19 protein-coding genes are annotated in these 21,058 nt (G+C 66.1%); 11 read left to right on the top strand and 8 right to left on the bottom strand.

Annotated features, from left to right (window positions below):
* Positions 1-193: 193 nt before the first annotated feature.
* From ACO06P_RS24485 to ACO06P_RS24470, 4 genes are all read left to right on the top strand, one after another.
* Entirely contained in the window at positions 194-2,449 is a 2,256-nt protein-coding gene (locus ACO06P_RS24485; protein WP_420347834.1) for a DUF1989 domain-containing protein, read from the top strand.
* A gap of 84 nt (positions 2,450-2,533) precedes the next feature.
* Complete coding sequence (locus ACO06P_RS24480) at positions 2,534-3,496, top strand: glycine betaine ABC transporter substrate-binding protein (protein WP_420347833.1); 963 nt, start codon at positions 2,534-2,536, stop codon at positions 3,494-3,496.
* 83 nt (positions 3,497-3,579) lie between these two features.
* Positions 3,580-4,695 (top strand): quaternary amine ABC transporter ATP-binding protein, encoded by a 1,116-nt coding sequence (locus ACO06P_RS24475; RefSeq protein ID WP_420347832.1) that lies wholly within the window; start codon positions 3,580-3,582, stop codon positions 4,693-4,695.
* Complete coding sequence (locus tag ACO06P_RS24470; RefSeq protein WP_420347831.1) at positions 4,692-6,245, top strand: ABC transporter permease; 1,554 nt, start codon at positions 4,692-4,694, stop codon at positions 6,243-6,245. The genes ACO06P_RS24475 and ACO06P_RS24470 overlap by 4 nt, the downstream gene beginning before the upstream one ends.
* A gap of 22 nt (positions 6,246-6,267) precedes the next feature.
* Here ACO06P_RS24470 and ACO06P_RS24465 read toward each other — a convergent pair whose 3' ends face one another.
* Complete coding sequence (locus ACO06P_RS24465) at positions 6,268-6,867, bottom strand: LysE family translocator (RefSeq protein ID WP_420347830.1); 600 nt, start codon at positions 6,865-6,867, stop codon at positions 6,268-6,270.
* 110 nt (positions 6,868-6,977) lie between these two features.
* Between ACO06P_RS24465 and ACO06P_RS24460 the strand changes: the two genes are divergently transcribed.
* Both ACO06P_RS24460 and ACO06P_RS24455 read left to right on the top strand, forming a co-directional pair.
* Positions 6,978-7,850, top strand: coding sequence for a LysR substrate-binding domain-containing protein (locus ACO06P_RS24460; protein WP_420347829.1), 873 nt, complete (start codon positions 6,978-6,980; stop codon positions 7,848-7,850).
* Positions 7,851-7,979: 129 nt separating this feature from the next.
* On the top strand, positions 7,980-8,819 hold the full coding sequence (locus tag ACO06P_RS24455) for a nitroreductase family protein (protein ID WP_420347828.1): 840 nt from the start codon (positions 7,980-7,982) through the stop codon (positions 8,817-8,819).
* A gap of 23 nt (positions 8,820-8,842) precedes the next feature.
* Here ACO06P_RS24455 and ACO06P_RS24450 read toward each other — a convergent pair whose 3' ends face one another.
* The 7 genes from ACO06P_RS24450 to ACO06P_RS24420 are packed head-to-tail and all read right to left on the bottom strand — an operon-like array spanning position 8,843 to position 15,249.
* Positions 8,843-9,523, bottom strand: coding sequence for a fumarate hydratase C-terminal domain-containing protein (locus ACO06P_RS24450; protein ID WP_420347827.1), 681 nt, complete (start codon positions 9,521-9,523; stop codon positions 8,843-8,845).
* Positions 9,484-10,449: a fumarate hydratase gene (locus ACO06P_RS24445; RefSeq protein WP_420347826.1), complete on the bottom strand. Its 966-nt coding sequence runs from the start codon at positions 10,447-10,449 to the stop codon at positions 9,484-9,486. The genes ACO06P_RS24450 and ACO06P_RS24445 overlap by 40 nt, the downstream gene beginning before the upstream one ends.
* A 10-nt stretch (positions 10,450-10,459) precedes the next feature.
* Positions 10,460-12,208 (bottom strand): L-aspartate oxidase, encoded by a 1,749-nt coding sequence (locus tag ACO06P_RS24440; RefSeq protein WP_420347825.1) that lies wholly within the window; start codon positions 12,206-12,208, stop codon positions 10,460-10,462.
* A 3-nt stretch (positions 12,209-12,211) separates the two neighbouring features.
* Positions 12,212-12,559, bottom strand: a complete 348-nt coding sequence (locus ACO06P_RS24435) for a succinate dehydrogenase, cytochrome b556 subunit (RefSeq protein WP_420347824.1) — start codon at positions 12,557-12,559, stop codon at positions 12,212-12,214.
* A 4-nt stretch (positions 12,560-12,563) separates the two neighbouring features.
* Positions 12,564-12,893 (bottom strand): hypothetical protein, encoded by a 330-nt coding sequence (locus tag ACO06P_RS24430; protein WP_420347823.1) that lies wholly within the window; start codon positions 12,891-12,893, stop codon positions 12,564-12,566.
* The gene (locus tag ACO06P_RS24425) at positions 12,890-13,624 is read right to left on the bottom strand and encodes a succinate dehydrogenase/fumarate reductase iron-sulfur subunit (protein WP_420347822.1); all 735 of its coding nucleotides are present in this window, start codon (positions 13,622-13,624) and stop codon (positions 12,890-12,892) included. The genes ACO06P_RS24430 and ACO06P_RS24425 overlap by 4 nt, the downstream gene beginning before the upstream one ends.
* Positions 13,621-15,249, bottom strand: a complete 1,629-nt coding sequence (locus tag ACO06P_RS24420) for a thiamine pyrophosphate-binding protein (protein ID WP_420347821.1) — start codon at positions 15,247-15,249, stop codon at positions 13,621-13,623. The genes ACO06P_RS24425 and ACO06P_RS24420 overlap by 4 nt, the downstream gene beginning before the upstream one ends.
* Before the next feature lie 123 nt (positions 15,250-15,372).
* Here ACO06P_RS24420 and ACO06P_RS24415 point away from each other — a divergent pair, with 123 nt between their 5' ends.
* The 5 genes from ACO06P_RS24415 to ACO06P_RS24395 all read left to right on the top strand — a co-directional run bounded on the left by ACO06P_RS24415 (position 15,373) and on the right by ACO06P_RS24395 (position 20,864).
* A complete protein-coding gene (locus ACO06P_RS24415) occupies positions 15,373-16,254 on the top strand; it encodes a LysR family transcriptional regulator (protein WP_420347820.1) in 882 nt (293 codons plus the stop codon).
* 288 nt (positions 16,255-16,542) lie between these two features.
* Positions 16,543-17,085: a heme NO-binding domain-containing protein gene (locus ACO06P_RS24410; protein ID WP_420347819.1), complete on the top strand. Its 543-nt coding sequence runs from the start codon at positions 16,543-16,545 to the stop codon at positions 17,083-17,085.
* Between the two features lie 3 nt (positions 17,086-17,088).
* The gene (locus tag ACO06P_RS24405) at positions 17,089-18,462 is read left to right on the top strand and encodes a sensor histidine kinase (RefSeq protein WP_420347818.1); all 1,374 of its coding nucleotides are present in this window, start codon (positions 17,089-17,091) and stop codon (positions 18,460-18,462) included.
* Positions 18,463-19,671 (top strand): HDOD domain-containing protein, encoded by a 1,209-nt coding sequence (locus ACO06P_RS24400; protein WP_420347817.1) that lies wholly within the window; start codon positions 18,463-18,465, stop codon positions 19,669-19,671.
* Positions 19,668-20,864, top strand: coding sequence for an HD domain-containing phosphohydrolase (locus ACO06P_RS24395; protein WP_420347816.1), 1,197 nt, complete (start codon positions 19,668-19,670; stop codon positions 20,862-20,864). Before ACO06P_RS24400 ends, ACO06P_RS24395 begins: the two co-directional genes overlap by 4 nt.
* The last annotated feature ends 194 nt before the right edge of the window (positions 20,865-21,058 follow it).

Raw genomic sequence — 21,058 nt, 5'->3', positions numbered from 1 at the left:
ACTACGAACCGCGCTTCCCCACAAAGTACTTGACGCCGGAGGCAGGTTACAATTCAATTGCAATGTAACCGGTTACAAAAACAAGGCCGGAAAGGACAGGGTGATGCAGATTCATGCACCTGCACGCCAAGGCTTGCTGTCAAAAGGCGTCCACTACCCAGGACATGGCTGGGCCGCGACCGGCACGGATCAAATGGCGGAGCGTCACCTCCTGCGCGCCGGCCAAAGCATTCACCTGCGTTTGACCGCGGGCGATCTGGTCAATCTGACCACGGAAGATGGCGGCGGCACCCTTTTGGCGGTTCCGCTTCGCCCCGACGGCACGGCGGCCCATGCGACGATCGGGCTCGACCCGCAGACGGCCGTGCCCTTGGATCTCACCAGCTTCGACTCGCGCCACCTTTCCGGGTGGATTGCCGCGCAGGGCGGCAGCGCCGACCGCTTGCCGGCGGGCCGGCTGTTCGGGGACAGCGTCACGCCCGGCGAAAACCTCACCCTGAAGGCGCAGGAGGACTGCGACCTCTGGCTGGTGCTCCCCGTCAGCCTGGACAGGCTCGTTGCGGGCGGGGCCGGCGGCACGGTCACCGCCGCGGTGCAGCGGCAGGCGCCGCCGAACGAAGTCTTGCCGCCCCTGCTCGGCGACCTGCGCGAGGAGCTTCGCGTCGAGCGCGCGACGGCGCGGGCGTACCGTCTTCAGAAGGGCGACTTCGTCCAGGTCATCGATGTCGACGGGCGGCAGTGTTCCGACTTCATGGCGTTCAATCTGGCGGCCCTGGACCGGGGTCTCGAGCGGCATATCGACTCAACCGTCACCCGCACGCTCGTCGGGGGCGCCTACCCCGCCCCCGGGCTCTTCGACAAGTTCTTCGATCAGGACATGAACCCGCTGCTGCGGCTGACCCAGGATACGGTCGGGCGGCATGACACCTTCGCGCTGGCCTGCACCGCGCGCGGTTACGAGGAACGGGGCTTTCCCGGACACGTCAACTGCTCCGACAACATTTCGCAGGCCATGGAGCCTTACGGGATCGGCGTCCGGCCGGCCTGGCCCGCGATCAATTTCTTCTTCAACTCCTGGATTCCGCATAGCGACAATCGTCTGCGTGTCGACGAGGCCTGGTCCCGGGCCGGCGACTACGTGGTGATGGAAGCTCTCACCGACCTGCTCTGTGTCTCAACCGCCTGCCCCGACGACGTCGATCCGATCAACGGCTGGAATCCGACCGACATTCACGTCCGCATCTATAAGCCGGACCGCCCGATCAGGCGCGCCGCCGCCTACCGTTCCGCCCCAGACTCGGAGGCCATCTTGACCGCAGAGTCCGCCTTCCACCCCCGGACCAGCAAACTGACCCGCGCCTTTCAGGTCGCGCGCGATATCTGGTTGCCGGGCAGCTACGAGGCAAGCCGCGCCCTGGAAGAGTACTGGGCCTGCCGATCGGCGGTGACGCTGCAGGACATGTCGTCGCTGCGCAAGTTCGACATTGTCGGCCCGGATTCTGAGGCCTTGCTCCAGCACGCAATGACCCGCGATATCGCAAAGCTGTCCGTGAACCGCGGCGTCTACTCCCTGCTTTGCGACGAAACCGGCGCCGTCATCGACGATGGGACCCTGTTTCGGTTGGCGCCGGAGATCTTTCGCTGGTGCTGCGGGTCGGACGAGAGCGCCCGCCACCTGAAAGACCTGGCGGCCGCGCGCGGCGACAAGGTCTGGATCAAGGCGCAGTGGTCGTCGATGCCGAACCTGTCACTGCAGGGCCCCAACAGCCGGGCGCTGCTGCAAAGCCTCGTCTTCACCCAGCCGACCCAGCCGTCGCTGGAAACCATGAAATGGTTCGGCTGTACCGTCGCCCGCCTGCACGACCGCAACGGCCCGCCGTTTTTCCTGACGCGCAGCGGCTTCACCGGCGAGTTGGGCTACGAAGTCTTCTGCGACCATCGCCATGCGCTGCAGATCTGGGATGCAGTGATTGAGCGGGGCGCCGACTTCGGCCTGCAGCCCATGGGTCTGGAAGCGCTTGAGATGCTGCGCATCGAGGCCGGCCTCATGACGGCGGGCGCCGAGTTCCTGCCCGGGGTCAATGCCATGGAAGCCGGCCTCGGTTTTGCCGTGGCAAAGAACAAGACCGGTTTTCACGGCGAAGAGGCCCTCGCCCGCGCCGCCGCAGCGCCTTCCAAGAAGCTGATGGGACTGTTGCTGGACGGCAACGAGGTGCCGGTCCACGGAGACGGGGTTTTCCAGGGACGCCGTCAGATCGGGGAAGTGACCAGCGCCACCCGCTCCCCCTCGCTGCAGCGTGCCATTGCCCTTGCCCGGCTGGCTGTCGAGGTTTCGCAGCCCGGCCAGAGCCTGGAGGTCGGTCAACTCGACGGCCAGATGAAGCGCCTTACGGCGACCGTCTGCGAGATCCCTTTCGTGGACCCCAAGCGCGAGCGGGCGAGAGCCTGACCCGAATGCGCAACTGACGACAGCGCCGGAGAGCGGACCGGCAGAAACCATGGTTCAGAAGGACTCAAGCGAAGGAGTGGAGAGATGAGAAGATGGATGCTCGGCGTCGCGGCGGCGGCGCTTGTCGCCAGCCCAGTGGCCGCGCAGGCGGAAACCATCATGATCGGCGAGCCGTCCTGGCCCGGCGCGAAGATCATTGCCAACCTGATCAAGGAGGTGATCACGGTGAAGCTGGGGGGCGAGGCCGACCTCGTCCCAGGCGCAAACGCCGTGATCTTCGCGGCGATGGACGGCGGACGTGGCGATATCGACGTTCACCCCGATGTCTGGCTGCCCAACCAGAAGAGCCTCACCGACGAGTATGTAGACGGCAAGGGCACGGTGGCGCTGTCCAAAGGTTCCTACGAAGGCCGCACCGGTTTCTGCGTGCCCACCTATATTGCCGAGGAGCACAACATCAAGTCGGTCTTCGACCTCGGAACGCCCATGGCGGAGACGCTGTTTGATGCCGACGGCGACGGCAAGGGCGAGATCTGGGTCGGTGCCTCCGGCTGGGCCTCGACCAACGTCCACAAGGTCAAAGCAAGGGATTACGGCATTGACACCTTCCTGGAGCCCGGCACGGAAGACGAAACGGTCTTCTATTCGAAGCTCCAGAATGCGGTTGCCCGGAAAAAGGGCGCCGTTTTCTATTGCTACAAGCCGCACTACGTGCACGCGCTCTACGACGTGACCATGCTGGAAGAGCCACCTCATGACCCGGCCAGCTACACGATCGTTCAGCCGAACGAGGATGCGGACTGGTTCGACAAGTCCAAGATCACGACCGGCGATGCCGTCAAGACCGTACGCATCGCACATTCCAGGTCGCTGGATTCCAGGGCGCCGGCTGTTGCAGCCTTCCTGACCAACATCGACCTCGACAGCGACACCGTGTCCCAGATGACCTACGAGGTCGTGGTCAATGGCCGCGAGCCCTCCGAGGTTGTCAAAGAATGGGTCGCCGCCAACGGAACCACGGTGGACGGCTGGCTGGGGATCAATTGAACGCCGAAACAGGCGTAACGATGCCGGGGGAGAGACCCCACCCTCTCTCCCCCGAAATCCGCAGTTGAGGGGAGACGCGGCACATGGATACCCAGGCCCAGAGTAGCCCGGCCCAGAGTAGCCAGGCCCAGAGCAACCAGGATCAGAGTGCGTCGATCGAGATCCGGAATGTCTGGAAGATCTTCGGCGAACGCGAAGCGGAAGCCCTGGCCGCCATCCGCTCCCAAGGGCTGGAGAAGGCCGAAGTCCTGGAGGAGTTCGGCTGCGTTGTCGGGGTGGCGGATGCCAGCTTTTCCGTCGGCCGCGGTGAGATTTTCTGTGTGATGGGCCTGTCCGGGTCCGGGAAATCCACGCTGGTGCGCCATGTCAACCGTCTGCTTGAGCCGACCGACGGCCACATCCTGATCGACGGCGACGACGTCATGGCGATGGATCCCCCAAGTCTGCGGGACCTTCGCAACCGGAGGGTCGCCATGGTTTTCCAGAACTTCGGTCTGATGCCGCACCGCACCGTCCGCGACAACGTCGCCATGCCTCTGGAAATCCGCGGCACCGGCAAGAGCAGGCGCTGGCAGGAAGCCGACCGCGTTCTGGAAATGGTCAACCTGACGGGCTGGGAGGACAAGTACGCCCACGAACTGTCCGGCGGCATGCAGCAGCGCGTCGGCCTCGCCCGCGCCATCGCCTCCGACCCCACCATCCTGCTGATGGATGAACCCTTTTCGGCGCTCGATCCGCTGATCCGGCGCCAGCTTCAGGATCAGTTCATGGAGCTCGCCTCCGAGCTGCACAAGACCACGATCTTCATCACCCATGATCTCGACGAGGCCATCCGGATCGGCGACCGCATCGCCATCATGAAGGACGGTCGCATCGTTCAGACCGGCGCGCCGGAGGAGATCGTGATGAACCCGGCCGACGACTATGTCTCGGACTTCGTTGCCGGCATTTCCAAGCTCGGGCTGGTCTACGCACACACCATCATGATCCCCAGGGAGCAGCGCGTCGCCGAGCGCGGGCCGGTGCCGGAAGGTGCGCTGCGCGCGCGCCACGATGCGGATCTGAACCACCTGATCGACCTCTCCGTCCAACAGGACGGGCCGATCGTGATCCTGGCCGACGACGGCGCCGAAATCGGCATTGTCGACCGCATCGACCTGATGCGTGCGATCCAGGGAAGCCGGGGAGGCGACGAATGAACGACCAAAGCCAGGCCATCACAGCGGACAGCGTCGGCGCGATCGCACCCCGCAACGACACCCCGCGCGACGACAAGCTTTCGGCCCTGATCGCCGACTTCGCCGGCGCGAATGCGGGCTACTACCAGCGCAGCTTCGCCTACATCACCGAAGCGCCGGGCTACCGCCTGACCGTCAACCCACTGGCCGGGCTGCTCAGCCCGGTCTGGTTCGGGGCGCGCGGGCTGTGGTCGTGGTTCCTCGCCTTCCTGATCGTGGAGACCTTTGCCTACATTCAGCTTGCCCGCGGCCTCATCGGCGATCTGGGCCGCGAGCAACGCGAACGCGCCGAGAGCATCGCCGCCACGTTGGAAACCCGGCGCCAGCAGATCGAGGAAGCGACGCGCAACAACTCCAGCAGCCTGGACGCCCTGCAGCGCGCCGCAGAGTCGCTGGAGGTGGCCCTGGCCGACGCCCTGCAGAAGGCGGAAGCCGCCTCCGCAGACACCCTTACCTTTATTGCCCTCGGCCTCTTTCTGCTGCTCGGCGCCAAGGCCGCGGCCGCCTGCAGCGCCAACTGGGCACTCGAGCGCCAATTCACCCGCTGGCGCTCCGACCGCAGCCTGGACAAGGGGCTTTCCTGGCCGCGGGCCGCCGTCGCCGCCGTCATCTTCTCAGGTGTGGCCGGACTCTCGGCCCTGCGCTTCGCACAGCCGGACCAGATGCCGGTGCTGCTCGACTTCCCGACCGACAAGGCCTGGCGCATCGGCGTGGGCGACTGGATCAAGGACGGTTTCGACTGGGCCAAGACGGCAGGCTCGGAGTTCTTCAACACCATAACCCTCGGCATCCGCTCCCTACTGGACGGTCTGGAAACCGTCTTCGTCGGGACGCCCTGGCCGGTGATCATTCTGGTGGTCGGCATGCTCGCCTGGCTCTCGGCGGGACCGCGGGTCGCCATCTTCACGGTGGCCGCCCTCGCCTACCTTGGCGTTCTCGGCTTCTGGGAGAAGGCGATGACCACCATCTCCCTGCTCGGTGCGGCGGCGATGGTCTCCATCACCCTGGGCATTCCGCTTGGCATCTTCTGCGCCCGCCGCCCCAAGGTCTATGCCTTCGTGCGGCCCGTCCTCGACTTCATGCAGTCGATGCCCTCCTTCGTCTACCTGATCCCGGTGATCGCATTCTTCGGGGCAGGCAAGCCAGCGGCCATCGTCGCCACCCTGATCTTCGGCAGCCCGCCTGTGATCCGCTTCACCGTGCTCGGCTTGCAGCAGGTGCCCCACGCGGCGCGCGAGGCCGCCATGGCATTCGGCGCAACCAACGGCTACCTGCTCTTCAAGGTCGACCTGCCCCTGGCCGCCCGCACCATCATGGCCGGTGTCAACCAGACCATCCTGCTGTCCCTGGCGATGGTTGTGGTGGCCTCGCTGATCGGTGCGAAGGGGCTGGGCGAGGATGTCCTGGAGGCCCTGCAGTACGCCTCCGAGGGCCAGGGTATCCTGGCCGGCCTCGCAATTCTGTTCTGCGCGCTGATCCTGGACCGCATCGTCGCTGGAAACCGGACCTGACGGTGCATGCCTGATCTCCGGATCAGGCGATCCAGATCGGCAGTACGGAGGCAGCCAGCAGCAGGCCAAGGGTGACGTTGACCATGCGCCACTGCCAGTCCTTGCTGAGTGCGCGGGCCAGCAATGAACCGCCGGCGCACCAGAGGCAAAGCGATCCGACTGCAGCGGCGCCGAAAGTGCCCGCCATCACCACGGCCAGTTCCAGGGGTTGGGCCGAGAGCGAGGCAAAGGAGGCCGCGGCGCCGAACACCATGGCCCAGGCCTTGGGGTTGACCAGCAGAAGCGCCGCCCCGGCGGCAAAGCCGAGCGGCCGGGTCGCATCCGCCGCCTGGCTGTCCGGCGTGCCGGCGGAGCCGATGCGCCAGGCCAGCCAGAACAGGTAGGCCGTGCCGGCCAGCTTCAGCCCCAGTCCCAGTCCTGGAAGACCCTGCAGCAGCGCGGCGAGGCCGGAGGCGGCGGAGGCCGCCAGAACGGCAAGCCCGGCAGCGATCCCGAACACCAGCGGCAGACTGCGCTGAAACCCGAAGCGCACGCCGGAGGCCGTGGCCAAGGTGGTGGCGCCGCCGGGCGTGATGGTGGCGACCACCGCAAAGAGCAGCAGGGATGGAAAGACCTCCGGCATGGCAGCCCCTCGTCCGCAGTTTCGAAGAGGCTTCACATTAGGGTCCGCTCAATGTATTATGAAAGGCAATTCCATTAATATATGAAATTAGCAATTGTGATATCTGAACCATGAACAGAAACCTCGACATCGGCCTGCTCCGCGCCTTCGCCGCAGTCGCAGGCACCCGAAGCATGACCACCGCCGCGGACCGCCTGGGTCTCACCCAGGGGGCCGTAAGCCAGCAGGTCAAACGCCTGGAGGAGACGCTGGACTGCGTGCTCTTCGACCGTGCGCGGCGTGGGCTCAAGCTTACGGCCAGCGGCGACCAGATGCTCGGCCACGCCAAGCGTCTGCTGGCGATGAACGACGAAATCCTGCAGGACATGGCTGGCCCGGCGATCGACGGCAAGGTGCGCCTGGGTATTCCCTTCGACCTCGTGTCGACCTACCTGCCCCTGGTCTTCGAGGGCTTTGCCGAGGCCAATCCCCGGATCGAGGTGTCGCTCAACTGCGCCACCTCCAAAATGCTGCTCGCGGGCCTGCGCGACGGCAGCGTCGATGTGGCGCTGGTCGAGGAACCGCTCGGCGAGTCCAAGGGCGAGTGCCTCGCCGTCGAACGTCTGCTGTGGATCGGCAGCAGGAACGGCACGGCCCACCGGAAGCGCCCCCTGCCCCTCTCCATCGTCAGCGAGACCTGCGCCTTCCGCGATCCCATCGTCGAGGCTCTGGAGGCGCGGGACATTCCCTGGCGCTCGGTCTTCGAGTACGGCACCCTCGAAGCAACCATGACCACCGTGCGCTCGGACCTGGCGGTGACGGCTTTTCTCGCGTCCTTCATTCCGGAGGACATGGAGGTCCTGGGGCGCGACAGCGGCCTGCCGGAGCTGCCGAACTTCACGATCAACCTCTACGAAAGCAACATCGAACCCAACCCGGCGGCGCGCCAGGTCGCCGACTACCTGCGTGAGAGCATGATCGGGCAGAACCGCCGCAGCGCCTGACGGTCGGCCAAGTTGACGCTCCAGACCGACACCCGCAGCGACCACGCGGCGAATTTGGGTGGACAGGCCCCGGCCGCGGCGGCACCTTCTGACGCCAGCCGCAGGGATAGCCAGAAAGAGGAACCCGGAATGGACCGCTCGCAGGGGCTCGACGCCCTGCAGTCCGCCTTGGCTGCGCGCTTCAGCGACGCAGAGTCGCTGCGGATCGACGACCCGCTGACGGGGCTTGAGAGCCTGGCGAAGATCGCCAGCCGCGGCTCCGTCCGCCATTTCAAGCCGGAACCCGTGGACCCTGCCCTGCTGCGCCTGCTCGCCGCCGTCGCCCTCTCGGCGCCGACCAAGAGCGACCTGCAGCAGCGCGATCTCGTCGTGGTGACGGAGAAGGACCTGCGGGCCAAACTCGGCCGCCTGATCGACGATCAGGCCTGGACCGCCGGCGTGCCCAGCCTGCTGGTCTTCTGCGGCAACAACCGCCGCCAGCGCCAGATCCACGACTGGCGCGGCCATGCCTTCGCCAACGACCATCTGGATGCCTTCTTCAACGCCGCGGTGGATGCCGGCATCGCGCTCGCCACCTTTGTGGTGGCCGCCGAGGCGCTGGGCCTCGGAACCTGCCCGATCTCAGCACTGCGCAACGATGCCGAACAGGTGAGCGACCTTCTCGGTTTGCCGGATCACGTCTTCCCGGTGGCGGGTCTGGCGGTGGGCTGGCCGGCCGAGGCGGCCCCCATCAGCCCACGCCTGCCGCTTTCCGTTACGCTGCACGAGAACCGCTTTGACGAGGATGGCGTCCGCGAAGCGGTCACGGCCTACGATCCTTCCCGGCGCTACGCCGCCCAGCGCTTTGTCGAGGACTTCGGAGAAGATACGGCTTACGGCTGGTCGGAGGACAAGACGCGCCAGTACGCGAAGCCCGAGCGCACCGGCTTCGGCGCCTTCATCCGCGGCAAAGGGTTCCGCCTGGATTAGCGGCTTCAAGCTGGATTAGCCGGCTACATCACCTCGTCTTCGCGGTCGTCGGTCTCGCCGTAGCGGTGCAGCGCCGGTGGCTTCAGGCCCTCGTAGAGCTTGCCGATGCCCTTGTTCACGATGTCGCCCTGCTGGGCAAAGAGCGAGTTGCCGCCAAGGTCGCTGTCGACGATGAAGGGCCCGAAGTCCTCCACCTCGAAAAGCCAGAGCGCCTGGGCGATGCCCAGATCCTTCAGCCAGTGCACCGAGCGCACGCCCTTCACCCCGCGGCCCAGCAGGGCGCCGGTGCCGTAGCCTACGGTGGTCAGATAGACCGCACCGCGCGGCGCCAAGACCTGCTTGTAGTCGTCGCGCGGCATGCCGCCCTTGCCGATCACGATCTTGGTGCCGGTCAGGTCGAGCCACTCGCCCAGGTACTTGGAGAAGCGGAAGCTGGCCGTCGCCGTTACGCCGCCGATGACGTAGCTGCCGTCCGGCTGCGGCGCTGCGGCGGGCGAGCAGTGGAAGTTCACATTGCTGGCCGCGGTCAGGCCGTCGGGCAGTGCGCCGCCCTCGGTCAGGACACGATTGTAGACGCCCTCACGGGCCGTATAGACGAGCCCATTCAGATAGACGACAGAGCCCAGTTCCAGCGCCGCGATGTCCTCCGGTTTCGCCGGCAGGCTCAGGCGGACCTGTTTAAGCTTCGATCCTGGCTTGGCCATTCCACAGTCTCCCGGCGCATGTAGGGGGTGAACCACTGGGGGTCGGTGCGGTAGGTGACGGACCCGTCCGCCGCAAGGCGCGCCGTGGCGCGGCGCGACGACAGGCAGAAGGTGTGCACGGACACAGGCATGCCGCCGGTGTGGGTGTAGCCGACCTCGATGTGGCAATCGACCACCATGGAAGATCCGACGAAGCCCATGGCGCCCATCCCGATGGAGTTTCCCAACGCCTTCAGGTCCAGTTCCAGGGCGGCGATCTTCGGGTCGGGGTTGCGGTCGCCGACGACGCGCAGGCAGGCCGCCTGCTTGCCGAGCACCATGCAGGTGTCCTTGGAACCGCCGATGCCGACGCCGACGATGGCCGGCTGGCAGGCCAGCCCCCGCTTGCCGAAGGCGATCAGGGTATCCAACAGGAAACGCTTGATGCCGTCGATGCCGTCGCCGGGAAAGAGCATGCGGTAGTCGGAGCCGAAGAGCCCGCCCTTGTGCACGGTGGTGATGTCGATCCAGTCCGCCTCCGGCTCGAAGCTCCACTCGATCTCCGGCGCGTTGATGCCGACGTTGTTGTTGTGCTCGCTGCGCCAGAGCGGGTGCACCCGGTTGGGCCTCAGCGGGACGTCGTGCGTGGCCCGGGCCGTCGCGCTGCGCAGCGCCCGCTCGATCCCGGTAAAGCCGCCGGTAAAGGCCGCCCGGTCACCGACCTTGACGTAGTAGCGCGGCAGGCCGGTGTCGGCGCACATGGGCCGCCGGTCCTCACTGGCCGCCTCCCAGTTCTCCACCATGGACTGCAGGACAAAGGCCGAGAGATCGCCTCTTTCCACGTCGATCATGCCCTTGATGCCGGCCAGATAGTCTTCCGGAATGTCGATGGCGGCCTTGCGCATGATTTCGTAGCCGGCCGCTTCGATCGCCGCATTCTCGATCATGTCATCCTCCCTAAACCGCCGCTGCCGGCGGTGCCCCGGCCTCGTCGGCGATCAGCGATTCGCCCGGCTGCACCCGGTCGAAGACCACCGGCACCATCGCGGTCTCAAGGGCGCGCCCCTCCAGGCGCACCCGTGTGAAGGCGCTCTGCGCCAGGTCGCCGGTCTCCGGAAAGTCCTCGCGGAAATGGGCACCGCGGGAGTCCTCACGGGCCAGCGCCGCCTCGGCGATAACGCCAGAGATGGTAAGCAGGTTCTGCAGATTGAGCCAGTCGTGCCAGGTGAGATTAAATGCCCGGTCGGCGTCGGCCAGGCCGGTCCCTTCCAAGGCAGCGGCAAGGTCGGCCACCGCAGCGCGGCCCTGTTCCAGGCCGCTGGCGGTTCTCAGGATGCCGACGTTGTCCCACATCTGCTGCCAGAGCGTCTCCCGCAGCGCATTCAGGTCGCCGGCCGTCTGCGCAAAGGGCCTTTCCGCCCGCCCGACGGCGGCATCGATGATGCTGTCGTCGGGTTCCCGCCAGGTCCGCTGGCCGGCGACGAAGGCGGCCATGGACTCGCCTGCGATGCCGCCGAAGACGGTGGAGTTGGCGACACCGTTGCCGCCCAGCCGGTTGGCGCCGTGGACGCCGCCGCAGTCCTCTCCCGCCGCAAAGAGCCCGGGCGACGCGGTCGAACAGTCGGCCTCGAACTCGACGCCGCCCATCATGTAGTGGGCTGTCGGAACCACCTCGACCCGCCCGCCGGCCAGGTCGAAGCCGCAGTCGGCACAGCGCTTCACCATACCCGGAAAGAGGTCTTCGACACGCTCCGGCCCCAGGTGCGCCATTTCGATGAAGACGCCTCCCATGGGGGTCGTCCGCCCGGCGCGCATCTCGGCATAGATGGCGCGGGAGACGATGTCGCGCGTCGCCCGCTCGCCAGCCGGATGCTGGTGCTCCATGAAGCGCTCGCCGGCACCGTTCAGCAGATAGCCGCCGACGCCGCGCAGCCCCTCCTCCAGAACCGTCCCCGTCATCCGGGTGTCGGTCCCGCCCAGGAGACCGGTCGGATGGAACTGCACCATTTCCATGTCGCGCAGCGCGAGTCCGTAGCGCAGGGCCATGGCCAGCCCGTCGCAGCTCTTGTCGCCGGAGGGCGTGTGATAGAGGTACATGGTCGGGCCGGCGCCGGTGCCCAGCAGCACCGCTTTCGCCTCGACCAGACGGTAGCCGCCGTCGCGGAGGTCGATCAACAGCACCCCGGCGATGCCGGAGCGGTCGCGCGCCGGGATCAGCTCGATAGCGCGGTGTTCCTCCAGCCGCTGCGCGTCCAGCGCCCAGACCTGCTCCATCAGGCGGTTGATGATCTCGATGCCCGTGAGATCGCCCTTGTGCACCGTGCGGTCGAAGCTCTGACCGGCGAAGGCCTTCTGATGCAGCGTGCCGTCGGCATTGCGGTCGAAGAAACAGCCGACCTCGTTCTCCAACTCCCGAATGCGCTCGACCGCCTTGACGCAGAGGGTCCAGGCGAGGTCCTGGCGCGGCAGCCACTTGCCGCCGACGATGGTGTCCATGAAGTGGCGTTCGATGGAATCGCCGGCGCCCAGGGCGACGTTGTAACCGCCCTGAACCATGCGGGTGCAGCCGGACTTGCCCAGCAGACCCTTGGCGGCGATGGTCACGTCGAGGTCGGGATTGGTCTGCTTGGCGTGAAGCGCGGCGAAGAGGCCGGCGCCGCCGCTGCCGAGGATGAGGATGTCGGTCTTCAGGCGCTCGATCCGCATGGCTCACCAGACCTGCGCATAGAAGGCCACGCCGACCGCGATGGCGGCGGCTGTTCCCGGAAAGATCCAGCGCAGGCGCGGATCGTTGCGGTAGGGCCAGACCAGCAGCTCCAGCGCCAGCAGGCGAAGCCCGAAGCAGAGGTGGAGCGTGAGAAGCGTGACCAGTCCCCACTCCGCGAGCTTCACCAGCGGCAGCTCGGCGAAGACCAGGAAGGCATCGAGCCGCTCGGCGCCTTCGAGGGCGAGACCGAGCACGAGGAAATGAAAAGGCAGGAAGACGGCCAGGGCCAGTCCCGACAGCCGGTGACCGAGGAAGGCCAGGTAGCTTTCGTGGTTCCGCAGGGGCTGCATGGCTCTAGGCGACCACCACAATGACGGCCCTGAGGCCGAGCCCGGCGAGCAAGATGCCGAAAGCAAGCGAGACAAGCATTGCAACGCGCGCGCTGGCGCCGGTCCACTCGCGCAGAATGGTGCGCAGGCCCAGCGGCGCATGGATGGCCGCGGCGATCACAAAGACCCCGTAGAACAGCGCCCAGCCAAGGCTGCCCTGGGTGCGGCCCAAGATCTCCTGTGCTGTCAGACCGTCGCGCACGGCATAGAGGATGAGGCCCAGATGCACCAGTACCAGCGGCGCGAGGATCAACGCCGTCAGCCGCTGCAGCACAAAGAGCCGGCGCTCCGTCACTCCGGGGCCTCCAGTTTCGGCAGGCCGAAGAAGGCGCTGCGCTTCAGCGCGGCGATGCTTTCCGACGGGCTGAGGCCGACCGGACAGTGGCGGGTGCAGTTGCCCTGGCTGTGGCAGGAGGTGCAGCCGCCTTCGGCAAAGGCACGGTCCAGGGTGTCCGAACGGGGGCCATGGCGCGCATCGTTCACCAGCGTCCAGGCGCGGTTCAGGGCGGCCGGACCCAGGTAGTCGGAATTCCAGGCGACCACATCACAGGCGGCGTGGCAGACCGCGCAGTTGATGCACTCGATGGCTGCCGAAGCGGCCAGACGCGGCGGCGACTGCGGGTCGACCCGCTGCGGTGGATCCTGCCGGCTTGCGGTTCCGGAAAACCGGCCGCCGGCACGCTGCCACTTGTCGAAGAAGGGCGCCATGTCGCAGGCCAGGTCCTTGATGCGCGGCAGGTTGCGCAGCGGCTCCACGGTCAGCGTCCCTTCCAGGGCGACCCGTCGCACATGGGTGCGGCAGGTCCAGCGCGGGCGGCCGTTGACGGTCATGGCGCAGGAGCCGCAGACGCCGACCCGGCAAGCAAAGCGGTATGCCAGGTCCGGCGCGTGGCGGCGCTGCACCTCTGTCACCACATCCAGGATTGTCTGATTGTCGCGGGCCGGGACGCGATAGGTCTCGAAACGACCCTCCGCTTTGCCGCGCCAGATGCGCACGGTCAGCGCGGTTTCCGGCCCCTCGGTCATGCGGGCGCTTTCGCCGGTTCCGGGGACTTGCGCGACACATTGGGCGCCGCCTGCGGTGCGATCGCGACATCGATGCAGGTCGGCGCACCGCCGGAGAGCGCATCGACGAGTGCGCCCTGCAGCTGCCCGGCCTCCGTCACATGAAAGCCCCGGCAGCCGAGCGCCTCCGCCGCCTTGTCATAGCGCGCGCCGGGCAGAAGGTCGCAGCCGATCTTGCGCTGCGCGCCATAGTCCCGAACCTGGATCACCTGCTCGGCGTTCCAGCGGGCGTCGTTCCCGACGATGACGGCAAAGGCGGTCCGCTCTCGCGCCGCCGTTTCGAATTCGCTGAGATGAAAGCCCGCGGTCCCGTCGCCCATCAGGGCGACCAGCGGCGCGTCGGGCTGCGCCAGTCTGGCGCCGATGGCATAAGGCAGCGCCGCACCGATGGCGCCGGAGGGCCCGTTGATGATCCGACGGGGGATGCGGGTCGTCGCCTGGATCCACTGACCGAACTCCCCGCCATCGCAGATCAGGATCGCATCGGCGCTGTCCTGCAAGGCGGACTGCACCACGGCACCGACCTCGGCGGCGTGCATGGCCTGGGTGTGCTCCGGCTCCGCGCGGCAGGCCAGCGCATCGGCCACCTCCCGGCGCCAGGCGGCGCGCGCCGCTCCGCCGCTGCCGGCCGCTGTCAGGGCTGCCGCCACCGGTCCCGGATCGGCAATCGCCGTAAGCTCGAGGCGCCCGCCCAGCGTCTCCTTGGCACGCGCGATGGCGGTGGGGTCAGGGTCAACCAGGATCACAGCTGCGGCAGAAGACTGCGCCATCCCGCCGAAGCCGGACATGAAGTCGGTCGCTTTGCCGAGGAAGAAGAGACAGTCGGCAGTGGCCAGCACCTCGGCAAAGGCACCCAGGGCCGGATCCCGCAGGCCCCGCGGGCTCTCCAGCGCGATGGCCGGAAGATCGAGCGCCGCGCCAAGCTTCGCCAGGCGGTCGCCGCCACGCAGGACGTTCAGGCTGGGACCGGCGAGCAACAAAGGGCGCTCGAAGGCGGCAAGCCGTGCCTGGATGGCTGCCAGCATCTCGGGATCGGCGCTGCGGACAGGGGCAGCGAAGTCCGCTGAGGTCATCGGCACCGCCGGGCCCACGTCCGCGTTCAAGACATCGAAGGGCAGCGCGAGGTGCACCGGACCGGGACGGCCCGCCTTGGCCAGCCGAACGGCTCTCGCAAAGGCCGGGGCGAGATCGCCGGCATCCTGCACCCGCTCGCTGGCCTTCACAAAGGGGCGCGCCGCCGCGCCCTGCGGAAACTCCTGAAAGGCCCCCTTCCCGTCCAGCCCGACCGGAGAGTCGCCGGACAGAAAGATCACCGGGCTTTCCGACATAGCGGCGGTATAGAGTGCCCCCAGCGCATTGCCGAAGCCCGGGGCGGCTGTCACCAGGGCAACGCCGATGCGGCCGGAAACCTGTGCATAGGCATCGGCCATAAAGACCGCGGCCGCCTCGTGACGGCTGTGAACGATGCGGATGCCCGGGTCGATCAGCGCATCGTAGAGCGGCATGATCTGATTGCCCGAGAGCGAGAAGACCACCTCCACGCCGGCCTGCGCCATGGCGCCCGCCAAATGATCCGCACCGCGCATCGGCATTCGCTCCCCGCATAAAAGCTGTTTCGTTCTGCTTGCGGTCAGTCTATTCTTTTGGAAATCTCAATCAAGCAATAACTAAGTTTAGAAATTCAGGAAAACAAGCAGTCGCGGCTCCGCATGGACGTCAAATCGCTTTACACCCTGATCGCTGCGGCGGACTGCGGCAGTTTCGCAGAAGCCAGTACGCAGCTTGGCCTCTCCCTCTCGGCCGTCAGCCTCCAGCTGCGCGCCCTGGAAGACGAGATCGGCATCACGCTGTTCGATCGCCGCAGCCGGCCGCCGCAGCTGACCGAGGAAGGCCGGGACTTCGTGCGCCGCGCCCGCGAGGTGATCGTCCATTGGGAGGCGCTGAGCGAAAGCCTCTCGCGGGATCCGGCGCGCGGTGTCCTGCGGGTCGGTGCTGTGCACACAGCGGTGGCATCGTCGGTGCCCGCCGCACTGCGCCGGCTGCAGAGCGAACGGCCAGAGGTCTCGGTGCGCCTCACCACCGGCCTCTCGCACGATCTGGAAGAGCGGCTGCGCCGCCGAACCCTTGATTGCGCGATCGTCACAGAGGCTGCACCGGGGGACTCGGACCTCGTCAGCCACCGGGTCTGCAGCGAACCGCTGGTGCTGATCGCCCATCGCGACATCAAGGGCCGCGACGTCACCAGGATCCTGGCCTCGGAGCCCTATGTACGGTTCAGCCGCCAGGCCCGCGTGGCAAGACTGATCGACGGGGAGTTGCAGCGACGCAAGATCGCGGTCAACTCCCGCATGGAGATCGATACCCTGGAAGCGGTGGTCTCTCTGGTGCGTCAGCGCCTGGGGGTCTCCATCGTCCCCGCCGCTTCGGCGGGCAACGGGTTTCCCGAGGACATCCGCGTCCGTCCCTTCGGATCGCCCCCTGTGCTGCGGCACCTCGCCGTCAGCCTGCGCAGCGACTGCCCCAAGCGGCATCTGGTCACCCCCCTGATCGAGGCCCTGCGCGGGGTTTATCGCCGTTCGGCGGCTGCCTGACGGCCATCCCGCTCCCCCGAAAACTGCAGTACCTCCGGGCCGCACCACGGCGCGCGACTCAACCCTATATAGATAATCATTTTGATAGTTTTCAACTCAAAAGAATTAACGTTTTGTCTAGAATTACTGTCGATAGTTCCTGATCAGAAGCGCAGGCGAGTGGAGGGATTTTCTCCTCGTGCCTGCGGACTGGGTGCTCATCACTGCTGTTTCCTGAGACCCAGGACCAAGGATCGGGCCTGGCGGGGCAACCCGGCACCCGCTGGAGCTGACGGGAGAAACGCTACCATGAAGGGCATACTCTTCACCGAGTTTCTGGAAATGGTGGACCAGAAGTTTTCGCCGGAACTGACCGAACGCATCATCGATCAGGTCGATGTCTCTTCGGGCTGCGCCTACACGACGATCGGGACCTACGACCACACCGAGCTTGTCCAACTGGTGGTCCAGCTGAGCAAGGAAACCGATACCCCGGTCACCGACCTCGTCCGCGCCTATGGGTTCTATCTCTTCGAGCGCTTCGTGCGCACCTACCCGCGCTTCTTCTCCGGGATCAAGGATGCCTTCACCTTCCTCGAAGGTGTCGAGAGCATCGTTCACGCAGAGGTCCGCAAGCTCTACAGCGATTCCAAGCCGCCTCTGATCACCGCCACACGCCAGGGCGACGACAAGCTTGAAGTCATCTACGAGTCACAGCGCTGCCTTGCCGATGCGGCGCACGGCCTGATCCTGGGCTGCATCGACTACTTCGGCGAGAAGATGACCGTCGAGCGCCAGGACATCGACGAGAGTGGCAGCAGCGTCCGGTTCCTTCTGACCAAGGCGGCTTAGAATATGGACACGGACGTTCTCAAGAAGCGTCTGGCGCGCGAGAAGATCGCGCGGCGGCAGGCCGAGTCCCTGCTGGAAACAAAGAGCCGCGACCTCTACCTGGCCAGCGAACAGGTCTCCAAGTCCGCCCAGCTCATCAAGGCGCAATCGCAGCAGCTCCAAGCAGTCCTCGACCACGCCATGGCTTCGATCTTCCTGGTCGACGAGAAGGATCAGATCATCCGCGCCAACCGGGTGGCCGAGCTGACCTTCGAAATGTCGAAGGAAGAAATGCTGGGAACCGACTTCTTCGAGCTGTTCAGCCCGGAGACCCGAGATGCCGCGCACGGATACGACGCCGTTTCGGAGCTCCACCAGGAACTGAACACTTCCGACAAATCCATCGAGTCTGTCGGCCAGCGCAAAAGCGGCGCGACCTTTCCGATGGAGCTGTCCATCACCCAGCTCGACATGGACGGAAGCACCTTCACGGTCTGGATCCTCAAGGATGTCTCAGCCCGCAAGGAAGCCGAGGAAAGGCGGGCCAAGCTCGAACAAGAGCTGAGCCAGGCTCAGAAGCTGGAGTCCCTCGGCACCCTGGCAAGCGGCATCGCCCATGAGATCAATACGCCGGTCCAGTACGTCAGCGACAACGGTCACTTCCTAAAAGACGCCTTCACCGATCTGATGAAAGTCCTGGAAGCGCAGGAGACCCTGCTGAAGGCCGCCGAAGCCGCCGGCGTTCTGGGCGACGAGATCGCCGCGGTGAAGGCCTGCCAGGAAGACGCTGACATCGACTTCCTGAAGGAGGAGGTTCCGACCTCTATCGCGCAGGGCCTGGACGGCGTCGCGCGGATCAGCAAGATCGTCACCGCGATCAAGGAGTTCTCGCACCCCGGCACCGCGGAAAAAAGCCTGGTCGATCTGAACAAGGCCATCGACACCACCTTGACGGTCGCCCGCAACGAGTGGAAATACATCGCCGAGGTTGAGACCAAGTTCGCAGAGAACCTGCCCATGGTTCCCTGCCTGCCGGGCGAGCTGAACCAAGTCATCCTGAACATGGTGATCAACGCCGCCCACGCGATCGAAAGCCTGAACAAGGAAGACCTGGGCAAGATCACCATCGAGACGCTGCAGCGCGGCAAGATGGCCGAAATTCGCATCAGCGACACCGGTTGCGGCATCTCCGAGGAACACAAGAAGCAGATCTTCGATCCCTTCTTTACGACCAAGGGCGTCGGCAAGGGGACCGGCCAGGGCCTGTCGATCGCCTACAGCAGCATTACGCAGAAGCACGACGGAACGATCTCGGTGGAGTCCGAGGTGGGCGTCGGCACCACGTTCATCATTCATCTGCCGGTTGGGGAGGCCGAAACCCTGAAGGAGGCTGTCTAGATGAAGCCGAGAATTCTCTTCGTCGACGATGAAAGCAACATCCTTCAGGGGCTTCGCCGCATGCTGCGCAGCATGCGCAACGAGTGGACCATGGACTTCGCCGAGGGCGGCGAGGAGGCACTGAAGACGCTTGAGGGGGAAAGCTACGATGTGCTTGTCACGGACATGAAAATGCCTGGCGTTGGGGGCGCAGAGCTGCTGGACCAGGTGGCGGAGCGCTATCCGCAGATGCTGCGCTTCATCCTTTCCGGCGAAGCCGACACCGAGGCGACGTTCCGCACGGTGGTGACGAGCCACCAGTTCTTTCCGAAGCCGTCGAACAGCGAGCGGCTTGTCGAGGTCATCAGCCACTGTCTGCAGCGGCGCAGCGAGTTCGAGACCATCGACACGGGGGCGCTGGTGACCGGCGTGCGCTGCCTCGCCACCTCGCGCAGCACCTTCGACGCCCTGGCCAACCTCCTGGACTCGGAATCTGCGACCATCGACCAGGCGGTGGAACTCTTCGCCGACGAGCCGGCGCTCGCCGCAAAGGTGATGCAGCTGGCGAATTCCGCCTACTTCGGGATCGGCGATCCGGTGTTCAGTCCCAAGGCGGCTGCGAACCTGCTGGGCTGGGACGTTCTGCGCGCCTTGCTGATCAACGAGTCCTTCGTCAGCGCCTTTCCTTCGGGGCCCTGCCGCGCGGCCTACGAGCAGGCGATTGCACAGGCCCGCAGCGTCGGCGAACTCTCCGCCTGGATAGCCGAGCAACGGGGGGCTTCCCCTCAGGCTATCGAACAGGCCCGTCTCGCCGGCCTGCTCCACAATCTCGGCCGCCTGCTGCTCTGCGATCAGGCCGGTGACGACTACGCCCGTGTCGTTGCGCTGGTCGAAGAGGGCAAAGGCCTGGACGATGCCGAGCGGGAGGTCTTCGCCACCTCCCACGTGGTGTTTGGAGCGTATCTTGCGGCAGCCTGGGGCATGCCCTCAGCGGTTGTCGAGGCAATCCGCCATCATCGCCAGCCCGCGGTCTCTGAGCAAAACGAAGACGCGCGGCTGCCGCTCCTGGCGGTCCACGCCGCCCTGGGTATCGTCAGCGCCAGCGACGCCGGTGAACCGGCAGACACCGTCGCCACGCACCTGGATACCGAGTTCCTGGGCCAGCAAGGCTGCGCCGAGAGCATTGCCGACTGGACCGAGGGCTGGCGCCGGCTCCGGAGCGCCGCGTGAGCGAGAAAGTCCTCTTCGTTGACGACGATCCGCAGATCCTGAGCGCTTTCAAGCGCGGTCTGCGCAAGCGCTTCGACCTGAAGACTGCCGAGGGGGGCGCTGCCGGCCTGGAGGTGATCGACCAGCACGGTCCTTTTGCCGTGGTGGTCAGCGACCAGCAGATGCCGGAGATGGACGGCATCAGCTTTCTGCGCCAGGTCAAGCAGAAGTCGCCGTTGACCGTCCGAATGATGCTGACAGGCAACGCCGACCAGAAAACCGCCATGGACGCCGTCAATGAAGGGCACATCTTCCGCTTCCTGACCAAGCCTTGCGGCCCGGACGACCTGGCCGTCGCGGTGGAGGCGGCCCAGCAGCAGTACCGCCTGATCGCCGCCGAACGGGAACTGCTGGAAAAGACCCTGGCGGGCAGCATCAAGGTGCTGGTCGACGTCCTCTCCCTGAACGATCCGGAGGCGTTCAAGGAAACCGCCCGGCTGCAGCTCTGGGCGCGCATGCTGGCGCGCTTCATGAAGCTGCGCGACGGCTGGGCGTTGAACATGACCATTATGCTGCACGGGATCGGGCGCATTACCCTGCCCCGGGAGGTCGGCCAGAAGCTGCGCGACGGCGAGAAGCTCAGCGACGTGGAAGCCGAGATGCTGGCCCGGGCCCCGGAGACCGCCCGCGACCTGATCAAGAACATTCCCCGACTCGAAGCCGTCGCGGACGCCGTTTACTACCAGTCCGCGGGATTCGACGGCAGCGGTTTTCCCGGCGACGGCAAGAAGGGCGAGGCGCTGCCGATGGAGGCGCGGGTCCTGCGCGTACTCTCAGACCTGGCACGGGCGACGACAGGCGAATGGCCCAGCCGCGCGGCCTTCGAGACCCTGGCCAAGGATGGTGCGCACTACGACCCCGAGATCCTGAAGGCGGCCCAGGCCTGCCTGGTCCCTGCGGAAGACAGCGGCGGCACCGCTTCGGCAGAGCCGGAAGTCCAGCAGGTCGAGCTCTTCCAGCTCAAGGAAACACACAAGCTGGCCGCCGATGTCGTCACCGAGGCTGATGTTCTGGTCCTCGCCAGCGGGCACCGCCTCTCCCCCGCCATGATCGAGAAGCTCAAGCAGTACAACAAGCTGAAGAAACTGAAGCAGCCGATCTCCGTCATCGAGGTGGACGACGAGGCCGAGGGGGCCGCTGAAGGGGCAGAATAGACCCCTTCCCGCCCGCGTGACGGGACCGAATGCGGCGCCGTCGTGCCAATGCCTGTTACCCACAGCAAAAAAGGTTGAGGCCCGGACGGGGCACAGGCATGAACGTCGGGTCATGCTGATCCGGCCCTCTCGATTCGCACGCCGACACGGGACCCCTTTGCTGGTGGGACCGCCCCAGGTCACCTTCGACGCCT

This window comes from Pelagibius sp. (genome assembly GCF_965227505.1).
GTDB lineage: Bacteria > Pseudomonadota > Alphaproteobacteria > Kiloniellales > Kiloniellaceae > Pelagibius.
The sequence above is the reverse complement of the archived record's forward strand: the minus strand, read 5'-3'. Positions and strand labels throughout refer to the sequence as shown.